The organism is uncultured Polaribacter sp. (assembly GCF_947500975.1).
Taxonomy (GTDB): domain Bacteria; phylum Bacteroidota; class Bacteroidia; order Flavobacteriales; family Flavobacteriaceae; genus Polaribacter.
Map to the genome: position 1 here is coordinate 76,859 of NZ_CANMUE010000009.1, position 18,449 is coordinate 95,307.

The 18,449-nt window shown below is 28.3% G+C and carries 18 protein-coding genes; 11 read left to right on the plus strand and 7 right to left on the minus strand.

The features are described 5' to 3' along the window. Positions 1 to 4 precede the first annotated feature (4 nt). From Q0733_RS10885 to tsaB, 11 genes are all read left to right on the plus strand, one after another. The gene (locus Q0733_RS10885) at positions 5 to 571 is read left to right on the plus strand and encodes an MOSC domain-containing protein (RefSeq protein WP_298782268.1); all 567 of its coding nucleotides are present in this window, start codon (positions 5 to 7) and stop codon (positions 569 to 571) included. Positions 572 to 929: 358 nt separating this feature from the next. After that, positions 930 to 1,832 carry a heme o synthase gene (cyoE, locus tag Q0733_RS10890; protein ID WP_298782269.1) on the plus strand — a complete coding sequence of 301 codons (903 nt, stop codon included), beginning with the start codon at positions 930 to 932 and terminating at the stop codon, positions 1,830 to 1,832. Position 1,833: 1 nt separating this feature from the next. Next, positions 1,834 to 2,421, plus strand: a complete 588-nt coding sequence (locus Q0733_RS10895; RefSeq protein WP_298782270.1) for a cytochrome c oxidase subunit 3 — start codon at positions 1,834 to 1,836, stop codon at positions 2,419 to 2,421. Positions 2,422 to 2,475: 54 nt separating this feature from the next. Beyond that, the gene (locus Q0733_RS10900) at positions 2,476 to 3,456 is read left to right on the plus strand and encodes a cytochrome c oxidase subunit 3 (RefSeq protein ID WP_298782271.1); all 981 of its coding nucleotides are present in this window, start codon (positions 2,476 to 2,478) and stop codon (positions 3,454 to 3,456) included. An 18-nt stretch (positions 3,457 to 3,474) separates the two neighbouring features. Continuing rightward, positions 3,475 to 3,816, plus strand: a complete 342-nt coding sequence (locus Q0733_RS10905) for a cytochrome C oxidase subunit IV family protein (RefSeq protein WP_298782272.1) — start codon at positions 3,475 to 3,477, stop codon at positions 3,814 to 3,816. A gap of 87 nt (positions 3,817 to 3,903) precedes the next feature. After that, on the plus strand, positions 3,904 to 4,575 hold the full coding sequence (locus Q0733_RS10910) for a hypothetical protein (protein WP_298782273.1): 672 nt from the start codon (positions 3,904 to 3,906) through the stop codon (positions 4,573 to 4,575). Next, entirely contained in the window at positions 4,572 to 5,216 is a 645-nt protein-coding gene (locus tag Q0733_RS10915) for an SCO family protein (protein ID WP_298782274.1), read from the plus strand. The genes Q0733_RS10910 and Q0733_RS10915 overlap by 4 nt, the downstream gene beginning before the upstream one ends. Further along, a complete protein-coding gene (locus Q0733_RS10920; RefSeq protein ID WP_298782275.1) occupies positions 5,209 to 5,748 on the plus strand; it encodes a DUF420 domain-containing protein in 540 nt (179 codons plus the stop codon). Before Q0733_RS10915 ends, Q0733_RS10920 begins: the two co-directional genes overlap by 8 nt. A 25-nt stretch (positions 5,749 to 5,773) precedes the next feature. Beyond that, complete coding sequence (locus Q0733_RS10925) at positions 5,774 to 5,959, plus strand: hypothetical protein (protein ID WP_298782276.1); 186 nt, start codon at positions 5,774 to 5,776, stop codon at positions 5,957 to 5,959. A 124-nt stretch (positions 5,960 to 6,083) separates the two neighbouring features. Next, positions 6,084 to 7,409: a TolC family protein gene (locus Q0733_RS10930; protein ID WP_298782277.1), complete on the plus strand. Its 1,326-nt coding sequence runs from the start codon at positions 6,084 to 6,086 to the stop codon at positions 7,407 to 7,409. 110 nt (positions 7,410 to 7,519) lie between these two features. Next, on the plus strand, positions 7,520 to 8,206 hold the full coding sequence (gene tsaB, locus Q0733_RS10935; RefSeq protein ID WP_298782278.1) for a tRNA (adenosine(37)-N6)-threonylcarbamoyltransferase complex dimerization subunit type 1 TsaB: 687 nt from the start codon (positions 7,520 to 7,522) through the stop codon (positions 8,204 to 8,206). Here the strand turns inward: tsaB and Q0733_RS10940 are convergent. The 7 genes from Q0733_RS10940 to sprA form a co-directional block, all read right to left on the minus strand. Beyond that, positions 8,196 to 8,996, minus strand: coding sequence for a mechanosensitive ion channel domain-containing protein (locus Q0733_RS10940; protein WP_298782279.1), 801 nt, complete (start codon positions 8,994 to 8,996; stop codon positions 8,196 to 8,198). The two genes, tsaB and Q0733_RS10940, sit on opposite strands and share 11 nt — an antisense overlap. Positions 8,997 to 9,049: 53 nt before the next feature. Continuing rightward, the gene (locus Q0733_RS10945) at positions 9,050 to 9,409 is read right to left on the minus strand and encodes a DUF1304 domain-containing protein (protein ID WP_298782280.1); all 360 of its coding nucleotides are present in this window, start codon (positions 9,407 to 9,409) and stop codon (positions 9,050 to 9,052) included. A gap of 70 nt (positions 9,410 to 9,479) precedes the next feature. Beyond that, positions 9,480 to 9,680: a dodecin family protein gene (locus Q0733_RS10950; protein ID WP_298782281.1), complete on the minus strand. Its 201-nt coding sequence runs from the start codon at positions 9,678 to 9,680 to the stop codon at positions 9,480 to 9,482. A gap of 125 nt (positions 9,681 to 9,805) precedes the next feature. Next, positions 9,806 to 10,525, minus strand: coding sequence for an energy transducer TonB (locus Q0733_RS10955; protein WP_298782282.1), 720 nt, complete (start codon positions 10,523 to 10,525; stop codon positions 9,806 to 9,808). 64 nt (positions 10,526 to 10,589) lie between these two features. After that, positions 10,590 to 10,970, minus strand: a complete 381-nt coding sequence (locus tag Q0733_RS10960; RefSeq protein ID WP_298782283.1) for a VanZ family protein — start codon at positions 10,968 to 10,970, stop codon at positions 10,590 to 10,592. Next, positions 10,936 to 11,316: a glycine cleavage system protein GcvH gene (gene gcvH, locus Q0733_RS10965; protein WP_298782284.1), complete on the minus strand. Its 381-nt coding sequence runs from the start codon at positions 11,314 to 11,316 to the stop codon at positions 10,936 to 10,938. Before gcvH ends, Q0733_RS10960 begins: the two co-directional genes overlap by 35 nt. Before the next feature lie 30 nt (positions 11,317 to 11,346). Then, a complete protein-coding gene (gene sprA, locus Q0733_RS10970) occupies positions 11,347 to 18,420 on the minus strand; it encodes a cell surface protein SprA (RefSeq protein WP_298782285.1) in 7,074 nt (2,357 codons plus the stop codon). Positions 18,421 to 18,449 lie beyond the last annotated feature (29 nt).

Here is an 18,449-nt window from a genome sequence, read left to right on the forward strand (position 1 = left end):
TTTTATGAAGATTGTTTCTACAAATATTGGTAAACGGCAAGAAGTCGTTTGGGAGAATAAAACATTTGAAACAGGTATTTTTAAATACTCAGTACAAAATCCAATTTTTTTAGATGTAGAAGATGTTAGAGGAGATGCAATTTGTAATAGAGAAGATCATGGAGGAGTATTGCAAGCTATATATGGATATTCTTTGAAACATTATGAATTTTGGAAACCAAAGTTTCCGAATTTAGATTGGAAATTTGGAATTTTTGGAGAAAACTTAACCATTGATGATATAGATGAAACTAAGATTCATGTAGGTGATACTTTTAAAGTAGGTAATGCTGTTTTAGAAGCAACTTTGCAAAGAAATCCGTGTTATAAGTTAGGAATTCGTTTTGAAGATATGACTATTATAAAACAATTTTGGAATACAACCATGTGTGGTGTTTATTTTAAAGTTATAAAAACTGGTTTTGTAAAAGTTAATGATGATTTTATTCAAATAAAAAATTGTTCAGAAAATCCAACAATTGCAGATCTATATACAAATGAGAAAATAGAGAAAGGAATAAAACAAAACTAAAATTATAAATTGTTTTATTTGATAAAATATCTTGCTTTCTTAGACTATTTTTGTTCTGCTTTAACAAATAAATTCTTTTAGAAAAGGAATTATTTTTTAATAAATCACACTATTTTAACAAATTAATAACCAAAATTTAAACTATTTTAAAAAAAATATAATTTTAGAACCTTTTTTTTAAAGAAAAAATATATATTTGAGGCGTGATTTTTAATTAAGTCACACTTTTTCTTTTTCATAGCAATTTTCCCGCTCAATTTATTGAGTGGGTTTTTTTATGCAGTTTATAAACAAAATAGAGTTATTTCTATGGTAAATTCATATTTATAAAATATCTTTGCATTCGAATTAAGATTGAATGAATTCAACAGTAATATCAGATACAAAAAACTCCATGAATACAATAGTATCAGACTTAAAGCAGCTTACCAAAGTTGGGTTGTCTTTGAGTGTTGTTTTTTCTTCTGTTGCCGGATATTTATTAGCTGTTGATGTCATAAATTTTACAACATTATCTTTATTAGCTATTGGTGGTTTTTTTATGGTTGGTGCATCAAATGCATTTAATCAAATTATAGAAAAAGACACAGATTCATTAATGCTTCGTACTAAAAACAGACCATTACCTACAGGGAGAATGTCTGTAAATGTTGCAATGTCTATTGCTATTCTTTTTACTTTATTAGGAATTTCAATTTTATATAGCATTAATCCTAAAACAGCTTTATTTGGTGCTATTTCTATTTTTTTATATACAAGTGCATATACGCCATTAAAGGCCGTAACACCATTAGCTGTTTTTGTTGGCGCAATTCCTGGAGCAATTCCATTTATGTTAGGTTGGGTTGCAGCTACAAATGAATTTGGAATAGAGGCTGGGTTTTTATTTATGATTCAGTTTTTTTGGCAATTTCCACATTTTTGGGCAATAGGTTGGTTGCAATTTGAAGAATATAAAAAAGCAGGCTTTAATATGTTACCAATGAATACTAAAGATAAAGCAGCGGTAAAGCAAATTATTTTTTACACATTAATAATGATTTTGGTTTCTATAGCACCTGTTTTAAAAGTCTCAGGTACATTTTATATTCATCCATTAACAGCCGCTATTGTAGCTTTATTGGGGGTGGTAATGTTATATTATGCAGTAGTTTTACATAGAACAGAAAAAAATACAGATGCCAGAAAACTAATGTTATCAAGTGTTTTATATATAACTGTAATACAAATTGTATATGTAGTTGATAAATTTTTACATTAAAATGATAAACGAACAAACATTACAACAAGAATTAACTATAGCTAAAAAGAAATCGGCAAAACCAATGTTGTGGGTTTCTATGATTAGTATGGTTATGTTTTTTGCAGGACTTACTAGTGCTTATGTAATTAGTATGAAACGAGATGACTGGGTTGCTTTTGATTTACCTCAGGCATTTTACATTAGTACTGTTTTAATTATTGCTAGTAGTATTACTTTCTTTTTATCGCAAAGATTTTTAAAACAAAATAGAAGACAAATATCTTTAATTTTTGTAGTTGTAACTTTGCTTTTAGGCGTTGGTTTTATTTGGCAACAATATGTAGGGTTTAATCAACTAAAAAGTGTAGGGTTATTTTTTACAGGACCAGAAAGTACTGTGTCAACATCTTTTATAATAGGAATTACTTTTATGCATGTTTTGCACTTGCTTGCAGGCTTAATTGTAATTTTGGTTGTAATTTATAATCATTTTAAATACAAGTACAAACCAAATGATATGCTAGGCTTTGAACTAGGCGCAATCTTTTGGCATTTTGTAGATATATTATGGATTTATCTATTTTTCTTTTTCTATTTTATTAGATGATGAAAAATAGTTATTTTTGGCAAACTATTAAATAATTAATTTATAGAATAATTTATGGAAGCAAATATTGCTGTATCTTCTGAAATCGAAGAAACTTGGAATGGTGGTGGGCCACAACCGTTAGGGGCAAGTTATGGTAAAATGATGATGTGGTTTTTCATCGTTTCTGATGCATTAACATTTTCAGGATTTTTAGCAGCTTACGGTTTAACCCGTTTTAAGTTTATCGATTCTTGGCCAATTGCAGATGAGGTGTTTACACATATCCCATTTATACATGGTAATTATCCAATGATTTATGTCGCTTTTATGACATTTGTACTAATTTTTTCTTCTGTAACTATGGTTTTAGCGGTAGATGCAGGTCATAAAATGCAAAAGAATAAAGTTGCTTGGTATATGTTTGCAACCATAATTGGAGGTTTAATTTTTCTTGGTTCTCAAGCTTGGGAATGGAATACCTTTATTAAAGGTTCTTATGGAGCAGTAAAAACTACTGATGGTAAAATTTTACAATTTGTTAAAGACGGGCATCAAATAGCATTGTCTGACTTTGTAGTAGGAGATAGATTAGATTATAGAGAAGAACATACAAGAAAAAACGGTTTATGGTTTGAGAGTGGAAAAGCTCTTCCTCAATATTCTGTTGCTCAAATAATGGCTTCTTATAAGGCAGATCCTTCTATACAAATTAGAAGTGAACAAATTAATGCTGATTTAAAACAAAAAATTGTTTTATCAAGAGAAAAAGGATTATCAGAATTAGGAAAAGGTAAAATGGTTGTTGAAGGAGCCGATTTAAAGGTTAATGAATATGGTAATACTATTTTCGCAGATTTCTTTTTCTTTATTACAGGATTTCATGGATTTCACGTTTTTTCTGGAATCTTAATAAACATAATCATTTTCTTTAATGTTGTTCTTGGAACATATGAAAAAAGAGGACACTATGAAATGGTAGAAAAGGTTGGATTATATTGGCACTTTGTAGATTTAGTTTGGGTATTTGTATTCACATTCTTTTACTTAGTTTAATTATAAAAGGTTTATAAAATGGCACACGCACACGAGTCAAATACAAAAAGAATATGGGTAGTCTTCGGTTTACTATCTGTAATTACAATTGTAGAAGTATTTTTAGGGATAGAAAAATATGATTCCCTTCATTTAACAAGTTTTTTTGGAACAAGCCCATTAAACTGGATATTTATTTTACTAACGCTTTTAAAAGCATATTACATTACTTGGGCATTTATGCACATGGAAGGAGAAAAGAAAGCTTTAAGAAGATCAGTAGTTTGGTCTGCAGTTTTTCTAATTTGCTATCTTGTAACACTGCTCTTAATAGAAGGAGGTTATTTATATAGCACATTAGCACCACTTGTAAAATGGTAGTTTAAAAATATAAAGGTGGTTTTAACCGCCTTTTTTTATACGCTTAACCTGCTTTAATATTAAACTTAATTATAAAAAATTCTGAGTATGAAATTCTTTACAAAGAAAAGAGTCGTCTTATTTTTACTTTTTATTTTTCCTTTAATTTGTTTTTTAATCCTTTCTACAGGAGAAAATAATTTTACAAAACTGCCAATAGTAACAAAAAATATTGTTGATATTTCTGAAATTACTTCTGGTAAAAAAATAACTTTTAAAGAAAATGTTTCAATTGTTTGTTTTTTAGGAAAAGATTTAAAAGCAAGTAAAACAGGAGTTTTTAATTTTAATGAAAAAATTTATAAAAAATTTACTGATTATAAAAAGTTTCAAGTAATTGCAATTTATCCATCAGATAAAGAAGCTGAAGTACAAGAATTAAAAATTGAGTTAGGAGTTTTTACAGATATGATTAAATGGAATTTTATTGCAAGTTCTAAAGAAGAGATAGAAGCATTTTATAGTAGTTTAAATACTGGAGAGAGTTTAAAAAACAGTTATATTTCTAAGGCATATTTAATTGATAAAGATGGTCATCTAAGAGGAAGAATAAAAGATGCTGATAGTAAAAATGGCAAACTTTTTGGATATAACATGAATTCTGTTGCAGTATTAAATGGAAAATTAAAAGATGATATAAAAGTACTTTATTACGAGTATTATGCTGCTTTTAAAAGTAAGAATGAAAACAAAGCCGATAGAAAAGAAGTTGGATTATGATTAAAAAAAACGCTTATATAGGTATTTCTTTTATTATCTTGTTGTTTGGTATTTACACTGTTCCAAAGGTTGTAGATCGTTTTAAGAAAACAGATTTAATAAAGTTTAATAAAGTCCCTGATTTTGAATTTATAAATCAAGAAGGGAAAATAATTAACAATAAAACATATCAAGATAAAGTGTATGTAGTGGAGTTTTTCTTTTCTACTTGTCCAACAATTTGCCCAGTAATGAATCAGAAAATGACAACCATTCAAGATTCATTTTTTGGTAATCCGGAATTTGGTATTGCTTCAATATCTATTACTCCAGAAATTGACACACCAGAAATTTTAAAAGCATATGCAAAAAATAATAATATTATTCATAAAAATTGGCACTTGTTAACAGGTAAATCAAGTGATTTTGTATACAATTTATCTAACAAAGGATTTAAATTGTTTACAGGAAAAGGAGATGAAGAACATGGCGGTTTTGAGCATTCAGGTTTGTTTGCCCTGGTAGATAAAGATGGATATATCAGATCTAGAAAAGATGAGTTTGGAAACCCTATAATGTATTATAGAGCTATAGAAGAACAAGGTTTTGAGGATCAAATAAAAGAATTAAAAGAAGACATTAAATTATTATTAAATGAGTAATTTATCACAAGAAAAAAAGTACCAAAAGATTATAAAAATATTATCTATTATAATTCCATTAGCTGTTGCAGCTTTATTTGGAATTAACTTACAAAAGCTAGGTTTTGATATAGAACCTTTAACTTTTTTGCCACCAATTTATGCATCTATTAATGGGTTAACTGCAGTTGTTTTAATTGCTGCTGTTATTGCAATTAAAAAAGGGAACAAAAAATTACACGAACAATTAAATACATTTGCAATACTATGTTCTTTAGTTTTTTTACTGATGTATATAGCATATCATATGACATCAAATTCAACAAGTTTTGGAGGAGAAGGAGTTATTAAATACGTTTATTATTTTATTTTAATTACTCATATTATTTTGTCAGTAATTATAATTCCGTTTGTATTAACCACTTTTATGAGGGCAAAGTTGGGTAATTTTAAAGATCATAAAAAAATAGCAAAAATTACATTTCCTCTTTGGTTATATGTTGCTATTACTGGTGTTGTCGTATATTTAATGATATCTCCTTATTATGTTTAAAAAAGCATTTCTACTATTTTTATTGATGTTTTTTTCTGTAAATTCTACATCAGGGCAATGTGCAATGTGTAAAGCAGTTGTAGAAAATGGTGATGTTGATATGGCAGAAGGTGTTAATAATGGTATTTCATACTTAATGATTTTTCCTTATTTACTAATTGCTGGTTTATTTTATACTTTATATAGATATAGAAAGCAAACTAAAAATTAACATTTCAATAAGATTAAAAGTATGTAACATATTTTACTTTTAGTCGTCTTATTATAGACAAACAAATTTTTTTGTTTATTTTATTGATATTTTTACAACATAAACCAACCAAAAACAAATCGTTTTGAAAATTAAACTTTTACTACTAGTTACAGTTTTAACTTCCCTAACTGCTTTTTCACAAAAAGAATGGACCTTAAGAGAATGTGTTGATTATGCATTAGAAAAAAACATTACAATTCAGCAAAACAAATTAAGTTTAGAACTTGCAAAAAAAGATGTAGACATTGCCAAAGGAAATTTTTTACCTAATTTAACAGGTAGTTCTACTAATAGATTTGGGTTTGGATCTTTAATTGATAATATTAGTAATTCAAGAATTTCCACAGACAATTTTAACGCTTCTTTTGATTTAAGTTCAAGTGTAACTATTTTTAACGGATTTAGAAATACAAACACCTATAAGCAAGCTCAATTAGGGGTAGAATCTAGTTTATTAGATTTACAAAAAATAGAAAATGATATTTCTTTATTTGTAGTAAATGGATATTTAAATATTCTTTTTGCAAAAGAAAATTTAAGCGCAGCAAAAGTTCAATATGAAATAAGTAAAACTCAAATTGAAGCAGCAGAAAGTAGGTTTAATTCAGGTGTAATTCCTAAAGGAGATTTGTTAAACACACAATCTACAGCAGCTACAAATTTACAAGCTGTTATTACACAAGAGAATGCTTTAGATTTAGCAAAATTAAATTTAACGCAGTTATTACAGGTTTCTCCTAATAATTTTGATGTTGCTCCTGTTGATGTAGGAACACCTTCAGCAAATCTATTTTATAAGAACTCTACCATTGTTTACGATAAATCTTTAGACAGATTGCCAGAAATTGAAAGAGCAAAATTAGCAATTGAAAATGCGGATTTTAATATTAAAATTGCAAAAGGTTTTTACCTTCCTACTGTAACTTTATTTGGAGGAGCTGGTACTGGTTATAGTCACAGATTTAATGAAATTTTTTCTAATGATTATTTTTTTAAACAATTAAATGATAACTTAGGGTACAATTTAGGAGTGTCTATAAGTGTACCAATCTTTAATCGTTTTCAAACAAAGAATAGTGTAGCACAATCAGTAATTAATAAAGAGCTTTCGGAATTAAACTTAGAGAGTGAAAAATTAAGTTTAAAGCAAACCATAGAGCAATCATTTTTAGATGTAAAAACAGCTTTAAAAACATATGAGGCTGCTAAAATCTCTTTAGAAGCTCAGCAAGAGGCTTTTAAAAATGCCCAAGAGCGTTATAATTATGGTGCCATGACTCAGTTTGATTTTGATCAAGTAAGAACACGTTTAGTAAACGCAGAAGCTACTTTAATAAGATCTAAATATGATTATGTTTTTAAAACAAAGGTTTTACAGTTTTATGCTGGAGATTTAGTTTTAGATTAAATTAAAATATATTTTAAAAAAAAAAGACCTTTTAAGTTTGTAAACTTGTAAGGTCTTTTCTTATACAATTTTCTTTTATTGAAATACTATCTTTGTAAAAAAAATAGAATTTGGCAATTATCCTTAATATAGAAACCGCAACAAAAAACTGCTCTGTTAGTATTGCAAACAATGGAAATATTATTGCAATAAAAGAATTGAATAATGGTAATTATTCTCACGCAGAAGTTTTACATTCTTTTATAAACGATATTTTAAAGGAAGCAAAAATTGAGAGTACTCAATTAGATGCAATTGCCATAAGTAAAGGTCCAGGTTCTTATACGGGGTTAAGAATTGGAGTTTCTGCCGCAAAAGGGCTTTGTTTTGCTTTAATTAAGCCATTAATTTCAATTGATACTTTAACATCTTTATCATATTCCATTTCAATTGATGATGGAATTATAATACCAATGTTAGATGCACGTAGAATGGAAGTGTATGCTGCTATTTTTGATAAAAATCATCAAAAGATAAGAGAAATAAAAGCTGAAATTATTGATGAGAATTCTTTTTCAGTAGAATTAACTAAAGGTAAAGTTTATTTTTTAGGTGATGGGTCTCGTAAATGTAAAGATATTATTACTCATGAAAATGCAGTTTTTATAGATGATAAATTCCCTTCAGCAAAAGAAATGGCAAAGTTATCATATCATAAATACAAAATAAGCGACATAGAAAATGTCGCTTATTTTGAACCTTTTTATTTAAAAGATTTTGTTGTAATTCCTGAAAAGAAAAAGAAACCTATTTTTTAATCTCTACTTGATGTGGATAAGGAATTTCTATTCCAGCATTATCTAAAGCAATTTTAACATCTTCAGTTACACCAAAATAAACATCCCAATAATCATCTGTAGTACACCAAGGTCTAACCGCAAAATTTACAGAACTATCTGCTAGTTCAGCAACATTTACGCTAGGAGCAGGGTTTTTTAATACTTTTGGGTGAGAAGTTAAAACATTCATTAAAACTTCTTTTGTTTTTTTAATATCTGCGTCGTAAGAAACACCAATAGTTAAATCTACACGTCTTGTTCCTTCTGAAGTATAATTTAAAATAGTACCATTTGACAAAACTCCATTAGGAATAATGATTTCTTTATTTGACAATCCAGTTAATTTCGTTGTAAAGATTTCTATTTCTTTAATTACACCAATTTCTCCTTGCGCTTCAACTAAATCACCTATTTTAAAAGGTTTAAAAATCATGATTAATACACCACCTGCAAAATTAGCTAAAGAACCTTGTAATGCTAAACCAACAGCTAAACCAGCAGCAGCAATAATAGCAGCAAATGAAGTTGTAGCAATACCTAATTGAGAAATTACAGTAATAAATAATAATATTTTAAGAATCCATCCTAATAAGTTACCTAAAAATTTTTGAAGTGAAATATCCACTCCTCTTTTTGACATTATTTTTCTTACTGATTTTACTACTAATTTAATTAATAATAAACCAATAATTAATATTGCTAAAGCAGTAATTACTTTTGGTGCATATTCAATTAAAATATGTTTTGCTTTCTGAATATATTCTTCCATTTTTTTGTTTTATTTGACGGCAAAAATAATTCAAAAAAAATTAAATACTAATATTATAATTGTAAAAATAGCGTTAAAATTCCCAATCCAGCAGGTATAGATTGTATGTATAATATTCGCTTATTTTTTGTAGAAAAAGCTCCGTAAATACCAGCCACAAAAACACAGCATAAGAAAAATAGAGCAACATCTGTTTTTTCTGAAATAATTGACCATATTAAACCTGCTGCTAAAAAACCATTATATAAACCTTGGTTTGCAGCCATTACTTTTGTTTCTTCTGCAAACTCTTTACTTTTTAATTCAAAAGCCTTTATTCCTTTTTTAGTTGTCCATAGAGCCATTTCTAAATAAAGGATATAAATATGGATTATTGATACAAGAGCTATAAGTGATAATTGTAAATAGTTCATTATGGTTAAAATTTAAAAAAGCGATTTAGTAAAAATAAATCGCTTTTTTTGTAGTAGAATATTTTATTTTTTAATTTACTTCAAAAGTAATTTTTAGATTTACTCTAAATTCAGTAACATTATTTCCGTTTACGACTGCACTTTGTGATTGTACAAATACAGATTTAATGTTTTTTACAGATTTAGCAGCTTGTTTTACTGCTTTTCTTGTAGCTTCTTCCCAGCTTTTATCTGAGTTTGCTAATACTTCAATAACTTTCATTACTGCCATAATAATTATAAATATTAAGATTTGTATATGGTAAATATAAAGCTTTTAATTTTAAAAAAAAAGTAAGCAAATAAAAAAGGTTAGAATATATATCCTAACCTTTTTTTAATTTTGTGTTCTTGAACTTACTCAACAATTAGAGAAAATGGAATACTATATTTTACACCTACTGGTTTCCCTCTTTGTCTACCAGGTTTCATTTTAGGTAATTGTTTCATTACTTTAACAACTTCAGACTTAATTTTTGGGTGAGGTGCTCTTGCTTGAACATTTACGATGTTTCCATTTTTATCAATTTTAAAACCAATATAAACTTTTTTCTTACCTGGTGATAATCCTAATTCATTTGGTAAATCAGCATCAAATTTTCTAGAAAAGTGTTTTTGTACCATTTTACTAAAACAACTTTTAAGTTGAGTTTTGTTTCCTTTACATCCAGGAAAAACAGGTACATCTTCAATAATCATAAAACTAACATCTTCAACAACTTCTTCTACTTCTTCTACTTCTTCTATCTCTTCAACAACAACCATTTCTGTTTCATCAGTTTCAGTTGATTCTATAACTGTTTCTACAATTTCTTCCTCATCTTCAACAACTTCAATTTTTTCTGGTGTTGGAGGTGGTGGAGTTTTTGGTTTAACAGGTTCTATTCTTTCTGTAATAGGAATTTCTTCTTCCATTTCAGCACTCATACTAACAGTACCTAAATCACCATAAGTTTTATCATAAGTTTTTTTCTCAATTGCAGCATATGTTACAAAAAGTGCTAAAACTAAGCCAATTTGCATAAAAATTTTACTGTAATTTTCTAAATTTGATTTTGGACTTTTCTTAATTTGCATTGTTAAATAGTTTTAATAGTTCGCTAATTTAATTAAATTATTGCTTTATACACAACATTAGGCATTAATTAATGTTTTTTTTTTTGAATAAAAGATTAAAAAGTATTAATGCCGTAAAAATACCCGTCAAATTTGCAACAATATCAAGATATTCTGCAGTTCTATAATTTGTTAATGTATTCTGTAATATCTCAATTATTATGCCAAAAAATATACATCCTAAAATTATAATATTTTTTTTCTTTTTGTTTCTAAATGTAAATAACCAGCTAAAAGCTAAAGAAAAATATGCTATTGCATGATAAATTTTATCAATATTATTAAATTTTAAATCTATGTTTAAATTTGGAGCTTTTATTAAGCTTAAATATATTATAGAAATTGTAATTCCAATGGCAATTAAAATAAAATTAGCTTTTAATAAGTTCTTTATATGCTTCAGCATCTAATAAAGTATCTATTTGTGATTTATCTGACATTTCAATTTTAATCATCCAACCTTTTCCGTAAGGATCCTTATTTACTAGTTCTGGCTCATCTTCTAAGTTTTCATTAAATTCAATTACCTCTCCTGAAAGTGGCATAAATAGATCAGAAACAGTTTTTACTGCTTCTACAGAACCAAAAACTTCACCTTCTTCAACCGTATCATCTAATGTGTCTACATCTACATAAACGATATCTCCTAATTCTCCTTGTGCAAAGTGTGTAATACCAACGGTAGCTATATTGTCTTCAATTGCTATCCACTCGTGATCTTTTGTGTATTTTAATTCTTCTGGAATATTCATTTTAATTGTTTTTAATTGTTTTTTAATTATTTAATTTCCTCCTAAATTGTATATTAAATTAATTCCACCATTGATTGCCTGTCTTGGAAATGTAGTAGAAATTGCATATTTTGATGATTGATGATTGTAATAAAACGAAGCGGTTAAATTACTATTTAATTGATAATCTGCTGTAAATTTAAATGAAAATATGTTTTGGCCTCCACTTATTTGATTGTTATCTTCATCAATATATCTTATCTGCGTTAAGTTATCTCTTAAAGAAATATCAGCTCTCAAATTAATATCACCTTTTAAGGTTGTTTTCTTACCAGTAAATTTGGTTTTCATTTTAACATCTTTAAATACATATCCTAATCCAAAAACATATTCTGTTCCATAAATATCAGTTAATGTACTATTGTTAAAGTTCATTGTTAAAGTTCTATCTCTTTTAATTTCTCCTCTAAAAGAAAAAGAGTTTTTCATTTTCATATCAACTTTTATTAAAGGAGAAAATTCATCGACCAAGGTTGCATTAGCTATTAGTAATTCTGGTTGATAATTTCCAGCTGAATTTGTTTCTGTAAATGCTGTATCATCTTTGTATTGTAGGTTATTTGTAAAACTTGAAATTGTATATGATGATTTATAACCATGAGAAACTACAAAGTTTGAAAAGTTCTTTTTAAACCATTTAAATTTCATTAGACCATTATAACGTAGTGTCCAGTTAGGAATTGGTATGTTTCTAAATATACCTGTACTCACTTTTGAAGCACTTTTTCCTGAATATGCAGCTAAAAAAGCAGGTAATAAAACTTGTTGGCTATTTTCTCCAAAACCTGTTGCATCAGCGGTGTTTTCTGTTGCTAATCTGTTTGAAATTACACTTCTGTAATCTTTCATTTTTTGAAATAATATATCTCCATCTGTAAATGCAGTAGCAAACATAGAATGACTTGTACTAAAGTTTCCTGTTTCAAAATACGGTGTATCTTCAAAAGTATCTTTACCGTCTAATAAATCTATTTGTTGAGATCTATCTCTGGTTTGAATTTTATTCCCTCTAACATCAATATTTAAATCTTTAATAGGTTTTAAAGTAAATGTATAATCTAATTTATTATAATGGGTGTTGCTATATGTTTTATTAAAATATTCTTCACCATCTGTTCTTGTAATCAACCAACCATTTTCTAGAGCTTTATTTCTAATATCAACTTGACTACCAAAAGCAAATGCTGTTGGAGACCCACCTAAGAAACCAATGTCTTGATTGTAACCTTGTAAATATTGACCATTATTTTCTGAATAACTTATTTTTCCTTGTTTTACAGATGTAGCAATATCATAAACACCTTTTAATATTTTTTTACCTAGAGGTAAATTTTTCTTTGGTTTTATTTTAGATAAGTCTTTTCCTTTAGCGTTTTTACGTTGCGTTTTTGTTAATAAATATTTTTCTATCCCTAAGCTTTTATAAAAACGATCTAATGTAAGCGTTGTATTAATATTATGGGTATTTGCATTTTGAATTACATTACCAATTTGTTCGAAAATTGTTTGATCTTGTGAAGAAACTTTCCAATCAAAATCAGCAGTATATGAGTAATCTGCTTTTATAAAACTTAAGAATGGGAATTTGTCTAATGGAATTTTATATGTAGCATTTAATTTTTGGTGATATTGATTTGCTCTACCAGTGTTAAAAAAGTTATCAAATATTTCTAATTCTTCTCCACTTCCAAAAGCATCATAAATAAAACTATTAGTAGCATTAAAGTTTAATTGAAGAGACTTAGTTAAATCAAACCCAATTGTATAGTCCCAATCAAATAAAAATCTTCTTTGTTTTAATTCTGGTTGATCTGATAAACCATCAATTAAATTTCTAGATTGTTGCTCATTATAAGCTCTATTAATCCTTGAGTTAATAGAAACTGTACTAGGTATTGGATTAATATTTAAATCTTTTATAAACTTCCAATATTTACTCTTAAATTTTTCAGAGTTTTTAAAGAATTCTATAGGTTTTGAATCAAAATTAAAATTATAACCAGCGGATGCAGAAACGTTCTCGTTAATATATTTTTGAATATTATAATCTCTATGGAACTCTTTGTTATGAGAGTAAGAAACCGCTAAGTTTTCTATATCGTAAAACTTAGGTTTTTTAGTGGAATTTGGGTTTCTATTCTTTTTAACATTGGTAAAACTAATGCTAGTTCTCTTAGTGTAATCTCTAGAAGATTCAGGATCTAAAGCATCAGGCAAGTCAGCGTTAATAGCTTCTTGTAAAGTAACATCTTGATATTTTGGGTCATATTTTGGGTCAATAAACTTTTCACCAATACTATAACTCATAGGTAATTGGATTCCCCATTTTTCAGGTGTTAATACTTTTCCAAGGTTAATTGTTGTAGAAATATTGTATTCTTTTGTTTCATCTAAACTACGTTGGTTTACTCTATCTTCTACATTACCAAAACCAATAGTTTCTATACTTCCAGAAAGAGAAATGTTGGCAACATCAGCAAAATTTGCATCAGCATTTACAACAGCAGCCCAACCTGCTTCATTGTCAAAACCAGAAGCACGTAATTCATTAAACCAAATTTCACCACTTTTTGCAATTGTACCTGTGTTTTTTAAACCTAGCATTATTGTTTTTAATTCCGCTAGCGTAGGATTTCCTTTTACAGTAATAGTATACTTATCTGTACTGTGTAATTCTGAAGTATAACGTTCATTATTAAGTAAGCCTAGTTTATCTCTTTCAAGTTTAACTTTACCAAAGTTTTCTAGAAAAGCGTCTAAATTATTTTCTTCTGGCCAAATATCTAATTGACTTGTACCACCTGTAGTTGGCGTTAATGGAATTTCTACTTCATAATAATTGTCGTCTAAATCTGTACCCAACCTAATTACACCTGCAAAACCATCATTACCTTGTAAATGCATAAACATTTTAAGGTTTTTAAAACGTCTTAAATCTACGCTTATGTTTTTGTAAATGGCTCTTGTGCTATTAGCTTCTAAATTTGTAACTTTTAAAGTTACAGATTGTTCATTTTGTAGTTGTATTGTTGTACTACCTTGTAGTGCTTCTCTTTCAATTCCAGGAGGTTCAATATAACTACCGTCATTATCTTCAATACTTACTACACCTACTTCAAAATCTGCTAATTCTGTATTATCTAAATCCCTATCCGGATCTATGTCTGGGTTTATAGTTTTTGTATATCGTCTCCAATCTCCACGTACTAAATCTAATTCACCAAATCGAATAACAACTGGCATTTTAAAATTAGTTAAAAACATTCTTATAAAACGTATACTATTAAAATTAGTAATTCCATTTACTGCAGTTCCGCTGTTAATTGGAACTCTAAATTGATACCATTTTGTTTGTTGTGTTGTTCCATTTTCTAATGTAACTGTAGTTATTTTTTCATCAACAATATTATTACGACCATATACTAAATCGGACTGATTTAAAGATATTTTATATTGGTAGTAACTTTCAACAGTATTCATTGTTTGATCCTTATTGATGTCTTCTACATCAGGATAAGTTGTAGATGAAGTAGGATACGATTCTGTTGATTGATTTAAAGTTGGCGAGTTTCCTTGGGTGTTGTTGTAATTTTTATATCTCCTAATAATAGATGCATTTATATTATCTAATTCTGCTCCTCTAAAATATTGAAAGTTATCAGCGGCAGGGTCAGGTAAAGAAGCATAAATATTACCAATACCTTCTAAGCTTTTTTCTTCAGTATCATTTAAACCATCATAACCAACATCTTGGTGTATTCTAGCATTATCTTCTTCACTAAAAGCATAAATTATTGATGGGTTTGTTGGTACATCACCCCAAGTTGTTCTGTCTACATTAGATCCATCTACTTTTAAACCATCTTCTGGTAATCCGTTTTCAAACATCTTACGATTATCTTTTACAATATCTTCAGATATACTACCTAAGTTAATGTATAAATCACCTACTTGATTTGTTAAATCATTAGGGTTTACGTTGGATGGTAAACCGTCTTCGGACGTAATAGAATAATTTTCATAAGGATTCATAATCCAGAATTGTATATATTCTATATTAGCTTGATCAAAATTAGTAGTTGTAAGAGCACGCATAATTCCTCCCCAATTTGTCTCTGGGTTTTTAAGGGTGATTCCGCCATTTTCATCGTTAAAATCTACATCATTTATATCTTGGTTAAAATTATAAGATCCTCTTTCTGATGGGAAATATGCTAAATTTAAAGTATTTATCAAAGAATTTTGTGTAATGTCTAATTGTACATTCGGAAATAATTCTGAATAACTTATCTGCCTAGATGCTGCTTTAGATAATTCATCAGCATCAATACTTGCAGGAGTATCTCCAATTCCATAAAAAATTTGATCTACATTGTACCAAGCTAATTTTGCTCTTTTATTGTTGTAAGTTAAATCTGTTTGACTACCCAAAAAACCATCGAAGTATTTTGGTGTACTAGCTTCATGCCAATCTAAAGGAGATAATAAACTTATAGATATTTGAGAGGCTTCAAAATCATCTATATAAGTAGTTGCTGCACCTGTAACATCAATTCCACTTGGAGTTCCAGGTAGTAAATAAGCCATATCTGCTCTAACAGAAAGGTTTGATGGTACATCTGTGTCTACAAATGGTAACTTATTAGCTAGTTTTGTAAAATATGGCACCTCTGTAGAATAATCAATATTTATCCCAAACATTGTATTGTCAATAGGGTCTGAGCCGTAATTAACTTTAGAAGTCAAAGGTCTTTCGTTTACATTTAAAACTGTTGCGCCAACTATAAAATCTTCAGAAAATTTATGTTCAATATCAACACCCATAAAGGTTTTTCTTTGTTGATTAAATACTGTATTATTTTCTGTAGATACACTTATTGGTGTTCCAGATGCTTGTAAACCTGGGTCGATAATTTTAACTCTTCCAAGTTGATAATCTACAACATAATCTACCCCTTCTACTAATTGTTTTCCGCCAGCTGTAACATTTACAGATCCTCTAGGAACGTTAAAAGCTCCAATAGGAATTCCGCCAGAATTTTCTGATTTAAAATATCCAGTTAAAAAATATTTATCTTTATCTTGATGATTATTTTTAATATTTGTTTTGGTATTTAAATACAATTCTTTAAATAAATATTGTTCGTCTAAAGTTTCATCTAAACCAATATCATCAGCAATACTTGTATCTTTTACTAAATCATTTCCAAAAGGTTCTGGCTCTGGAAAAATAATGTATCCATTTTCAGAGTTAACTGTAATTCCTTCTACATAATCAAAAAAACCATCAGAATTTCTAAATTGACTTTGATCTAACTGGTCTAATTTAAAAACTTGTATTAAAGGTAAATTTGGAATATCAGCAGTTTGCGCATTTTGAAGTGTATTTGATGCTATACCTGTTTGATCGTCTCGGTATTGTAGCTCAATACGAAAACCGTCTTGCGATAATGGATAAGCTCCTAAAGCATAAATGTTTTTCATCATTAAACGCCAGGTAGGAAAAGATTCCTCTTCATTTGTAGTTGTATTTGTACGTATAGTTTGTAAAATTTCTGATCGTAATAATTTTACAGCTAAGTTTTCTGGGGCTTGTATACCGTCATTAGAAAATTCACCAACTTTAAATGATTTTTCTGTACTTCCGTTTACCGTACCTGCTACTGTATATTCGTAAGCAACAGCTAGTACCTCACCATCATTTAATCTTCTGTTTAAAGAGATGTACCCTAATTGTGAGTTTAATGTAAACTCACTAGCATCTAATTTTCTTGCATTTTCAAGGATAGAATAATCTGTTCCTTGTTCCATGTTAAAGGCACCTTTTAGGGTGTTATCCACATCAGCAATATTTCTAATTCCGTCTAAAATGGTAGTTTCAAAAATATTATTAGCATCGTTTTGTGGTAAGTTTAGGGTTTGACCATTTGATATAATTGTTACAGGGTTTGTTGCTTGTACCAAATTAGAATCATCTACTAAATTGTTATAGTTAGAGTTAGTATTATTTGCTTCACCAATATCTGCTAAAGCAACAATAGACCTAAAATCGTCAGTACTTGAATTTCTATTTGTAACCCAAACTTCTATCCTTGTAATATTTACTTGACTACTAATAAGTGGGTAATTTTTTAAAGAGTTTGCATAATTATCAATAAAATATTGTGATAGAAAAAAGTGACGATCATTATCATAATCTGTTGTTTGTAATTCAAAAGATTGAATAGAGGCTCCTGCTTCTGCAACCACAGTTTTGCTTTCTGAATTTTGTTGTGAAAAAACAGCAGTAACATTGGTGTTACCAAACTTTAATTTAGTTTTTACACCAAATAAACTTTGCGCACCATTGATTAAAGAGTTTTTAATAGGCATTGATATGTTACCTGCTTCAAAACCTTGTAGTATATCATCTTCTGACGGTGCAAAATCGATTTTGGTAAGGTTTTGAAAATCGAAACTTGCTTGTGTATCATAATTTAGTGCAAACTCTAAACGCTCTCCAACTTTTGCACGTAAGCTTGCATTTATTTGTTGGTCAAAATCAAAAGTAAAACTACTTCTGTTTTCTTCGGATATTTGTGGGTTATCAGTGTTTTGATAAATAAAACCTAGTTTTAGATTTAAGCTTCCTGTAGGTGTAACTTTAACTGTATTTCCTCCAAAAATAGATTTAAAAAATTTTGAGTTGACATAATAAGTTGGTAGTAAGTCTTTTTGAGCTACATCAGACCCCTTTTTTTTGCCGCTTGTTGCACTTACTTTATCTTTAAAATACTGCAACATATCTCTCTTTAAACGATACTGTTTGTATTCGTTAGGGGTAAGATAAATAGGAGTTCTTGTGTTATAATCTCCAATTTTTTCAACAATAACATAAAGATTTAGAGCTTTGTCAAAAACAATTTCTTTTTTAGCTAAGTCATCTAAAAATAAGCCACCTTTTTGATTTTTTTTAAAGTTGTATTTTAAAGGTATAGTATCTTTTTTTAGAGTTACATTGTCTTGTGTTCTAATTGTTTGCGTGTATGATCTTTGGCTTACAGCAAAAGTAAACAATACTAACAAACTTATATTTTTAAATAATTTAATCAATT

Excerpts from the sequence above, each read along its gene's own strand:
- Q0733_RS10885 (WP_298782268.1), top strand. The coding sequence starts at position 5 with ATGAAGATTGTTTCTACAAATATTGGTAAACGGCAAGAAGTCGTTTGG.
- cyoE (WP_298782269.1), top strand. The coding sequence starts at position 930 with ATGAATTCAACAGTAATATCAGATACAAAAAACTCCATGAATACAATA.
- Q0733_RS10895 (WP_298782270.1), top strand. The coding sequence starts at position 1,834 with ATGATAAACGAACAAACATTACAACAAGAATTAACTATAGCTAAAAAG.
- Q0733_RS10900 (WP_298782271.1), top strand. The coding sequence starts at position 2,476 with ATGGAAGCAAATATTGCTGTATCTTCTGAAATCGAAGAAACTTGGAAT.
- Q0733_RS10905 (WP_298782272.1), top strand. The coding sequence starts at position 3,475 with ATGGCACACGCACACGAGTCAAATACAAAAAGAATATGGGTAGTCTTC.
- Q0733_RS10910 (WP_298782273.1), top strand. The coding sequence starts at position 3,904 with ATGAAATTCTTTACAAAGAAAAGAGTCGTCTTATTTTTACTTTTTATT.
- Q0733_RS10915 (WP_298782274.1), top strand. The coding sequence starts at position 4,572 with ATGATTAAAAAAAACGCTTATATAGGTATTTCTTTTATTATCTTGTTG.
- Q0733_RS10920 (WP_298782275.1), top strand. The coding sequence starts at position 5,209 with ATGAGTAATTTATCACAAGAAAAAAAGTACCAAAAGATTATAAAAATA.
- Q0733_RS10925 (WP_298782276.1), top strand. The coding sequence starts at position 5,774 with ATGTTTTTTTCTGTAAATTCTACATCAGGGCAATGTGCAATGTGTAAA.
- Q0733_RS10940 (WP_298782279.1), bottom strand. The coding sequence starts at position 8,996 with ATGGAAGAATATATTCAGAAAGCAAAACATATTTTAATTGAATATGCA.
- Q0733_RS10945 (WP_298782280.1), bottom strand. The coding sequence starts at position 9,409 with ATGAACTATTTACAATTATCACTTATAGCTCTTGTATCAATAATCCAT.
- Q0733_RS10950 (WP_298782281.1), bottom strand. The coding sequence starts at position 9,680 with ATGGCAGTAATGAAAGTTATTGAAGTATTAGCAAACTCAGATAAAAGC.
- Q0733_RS10955 (WP_298782282.1), bottom strand. The coding sequence starts at position 10,525 with ATGCAAATTAAGAAAAGTCCAAAATCAAATTTAGAAAATTACAGTAAA.
- Q0733_RS10960 (WP_298782283.1), bottom strand. The coding sequence starts at position 10,970 with ATGCTGAAGCATATAAAGAACTTATTAAAAGCTAATTTTATTTTAATT.
- gcvH (WP_298782284.1), bottom strand. The coding sequence starts at position 11,316 with ATGAATATTCCAGAAGAATTAAAATACACAAAAGATCACGAGTGGATA.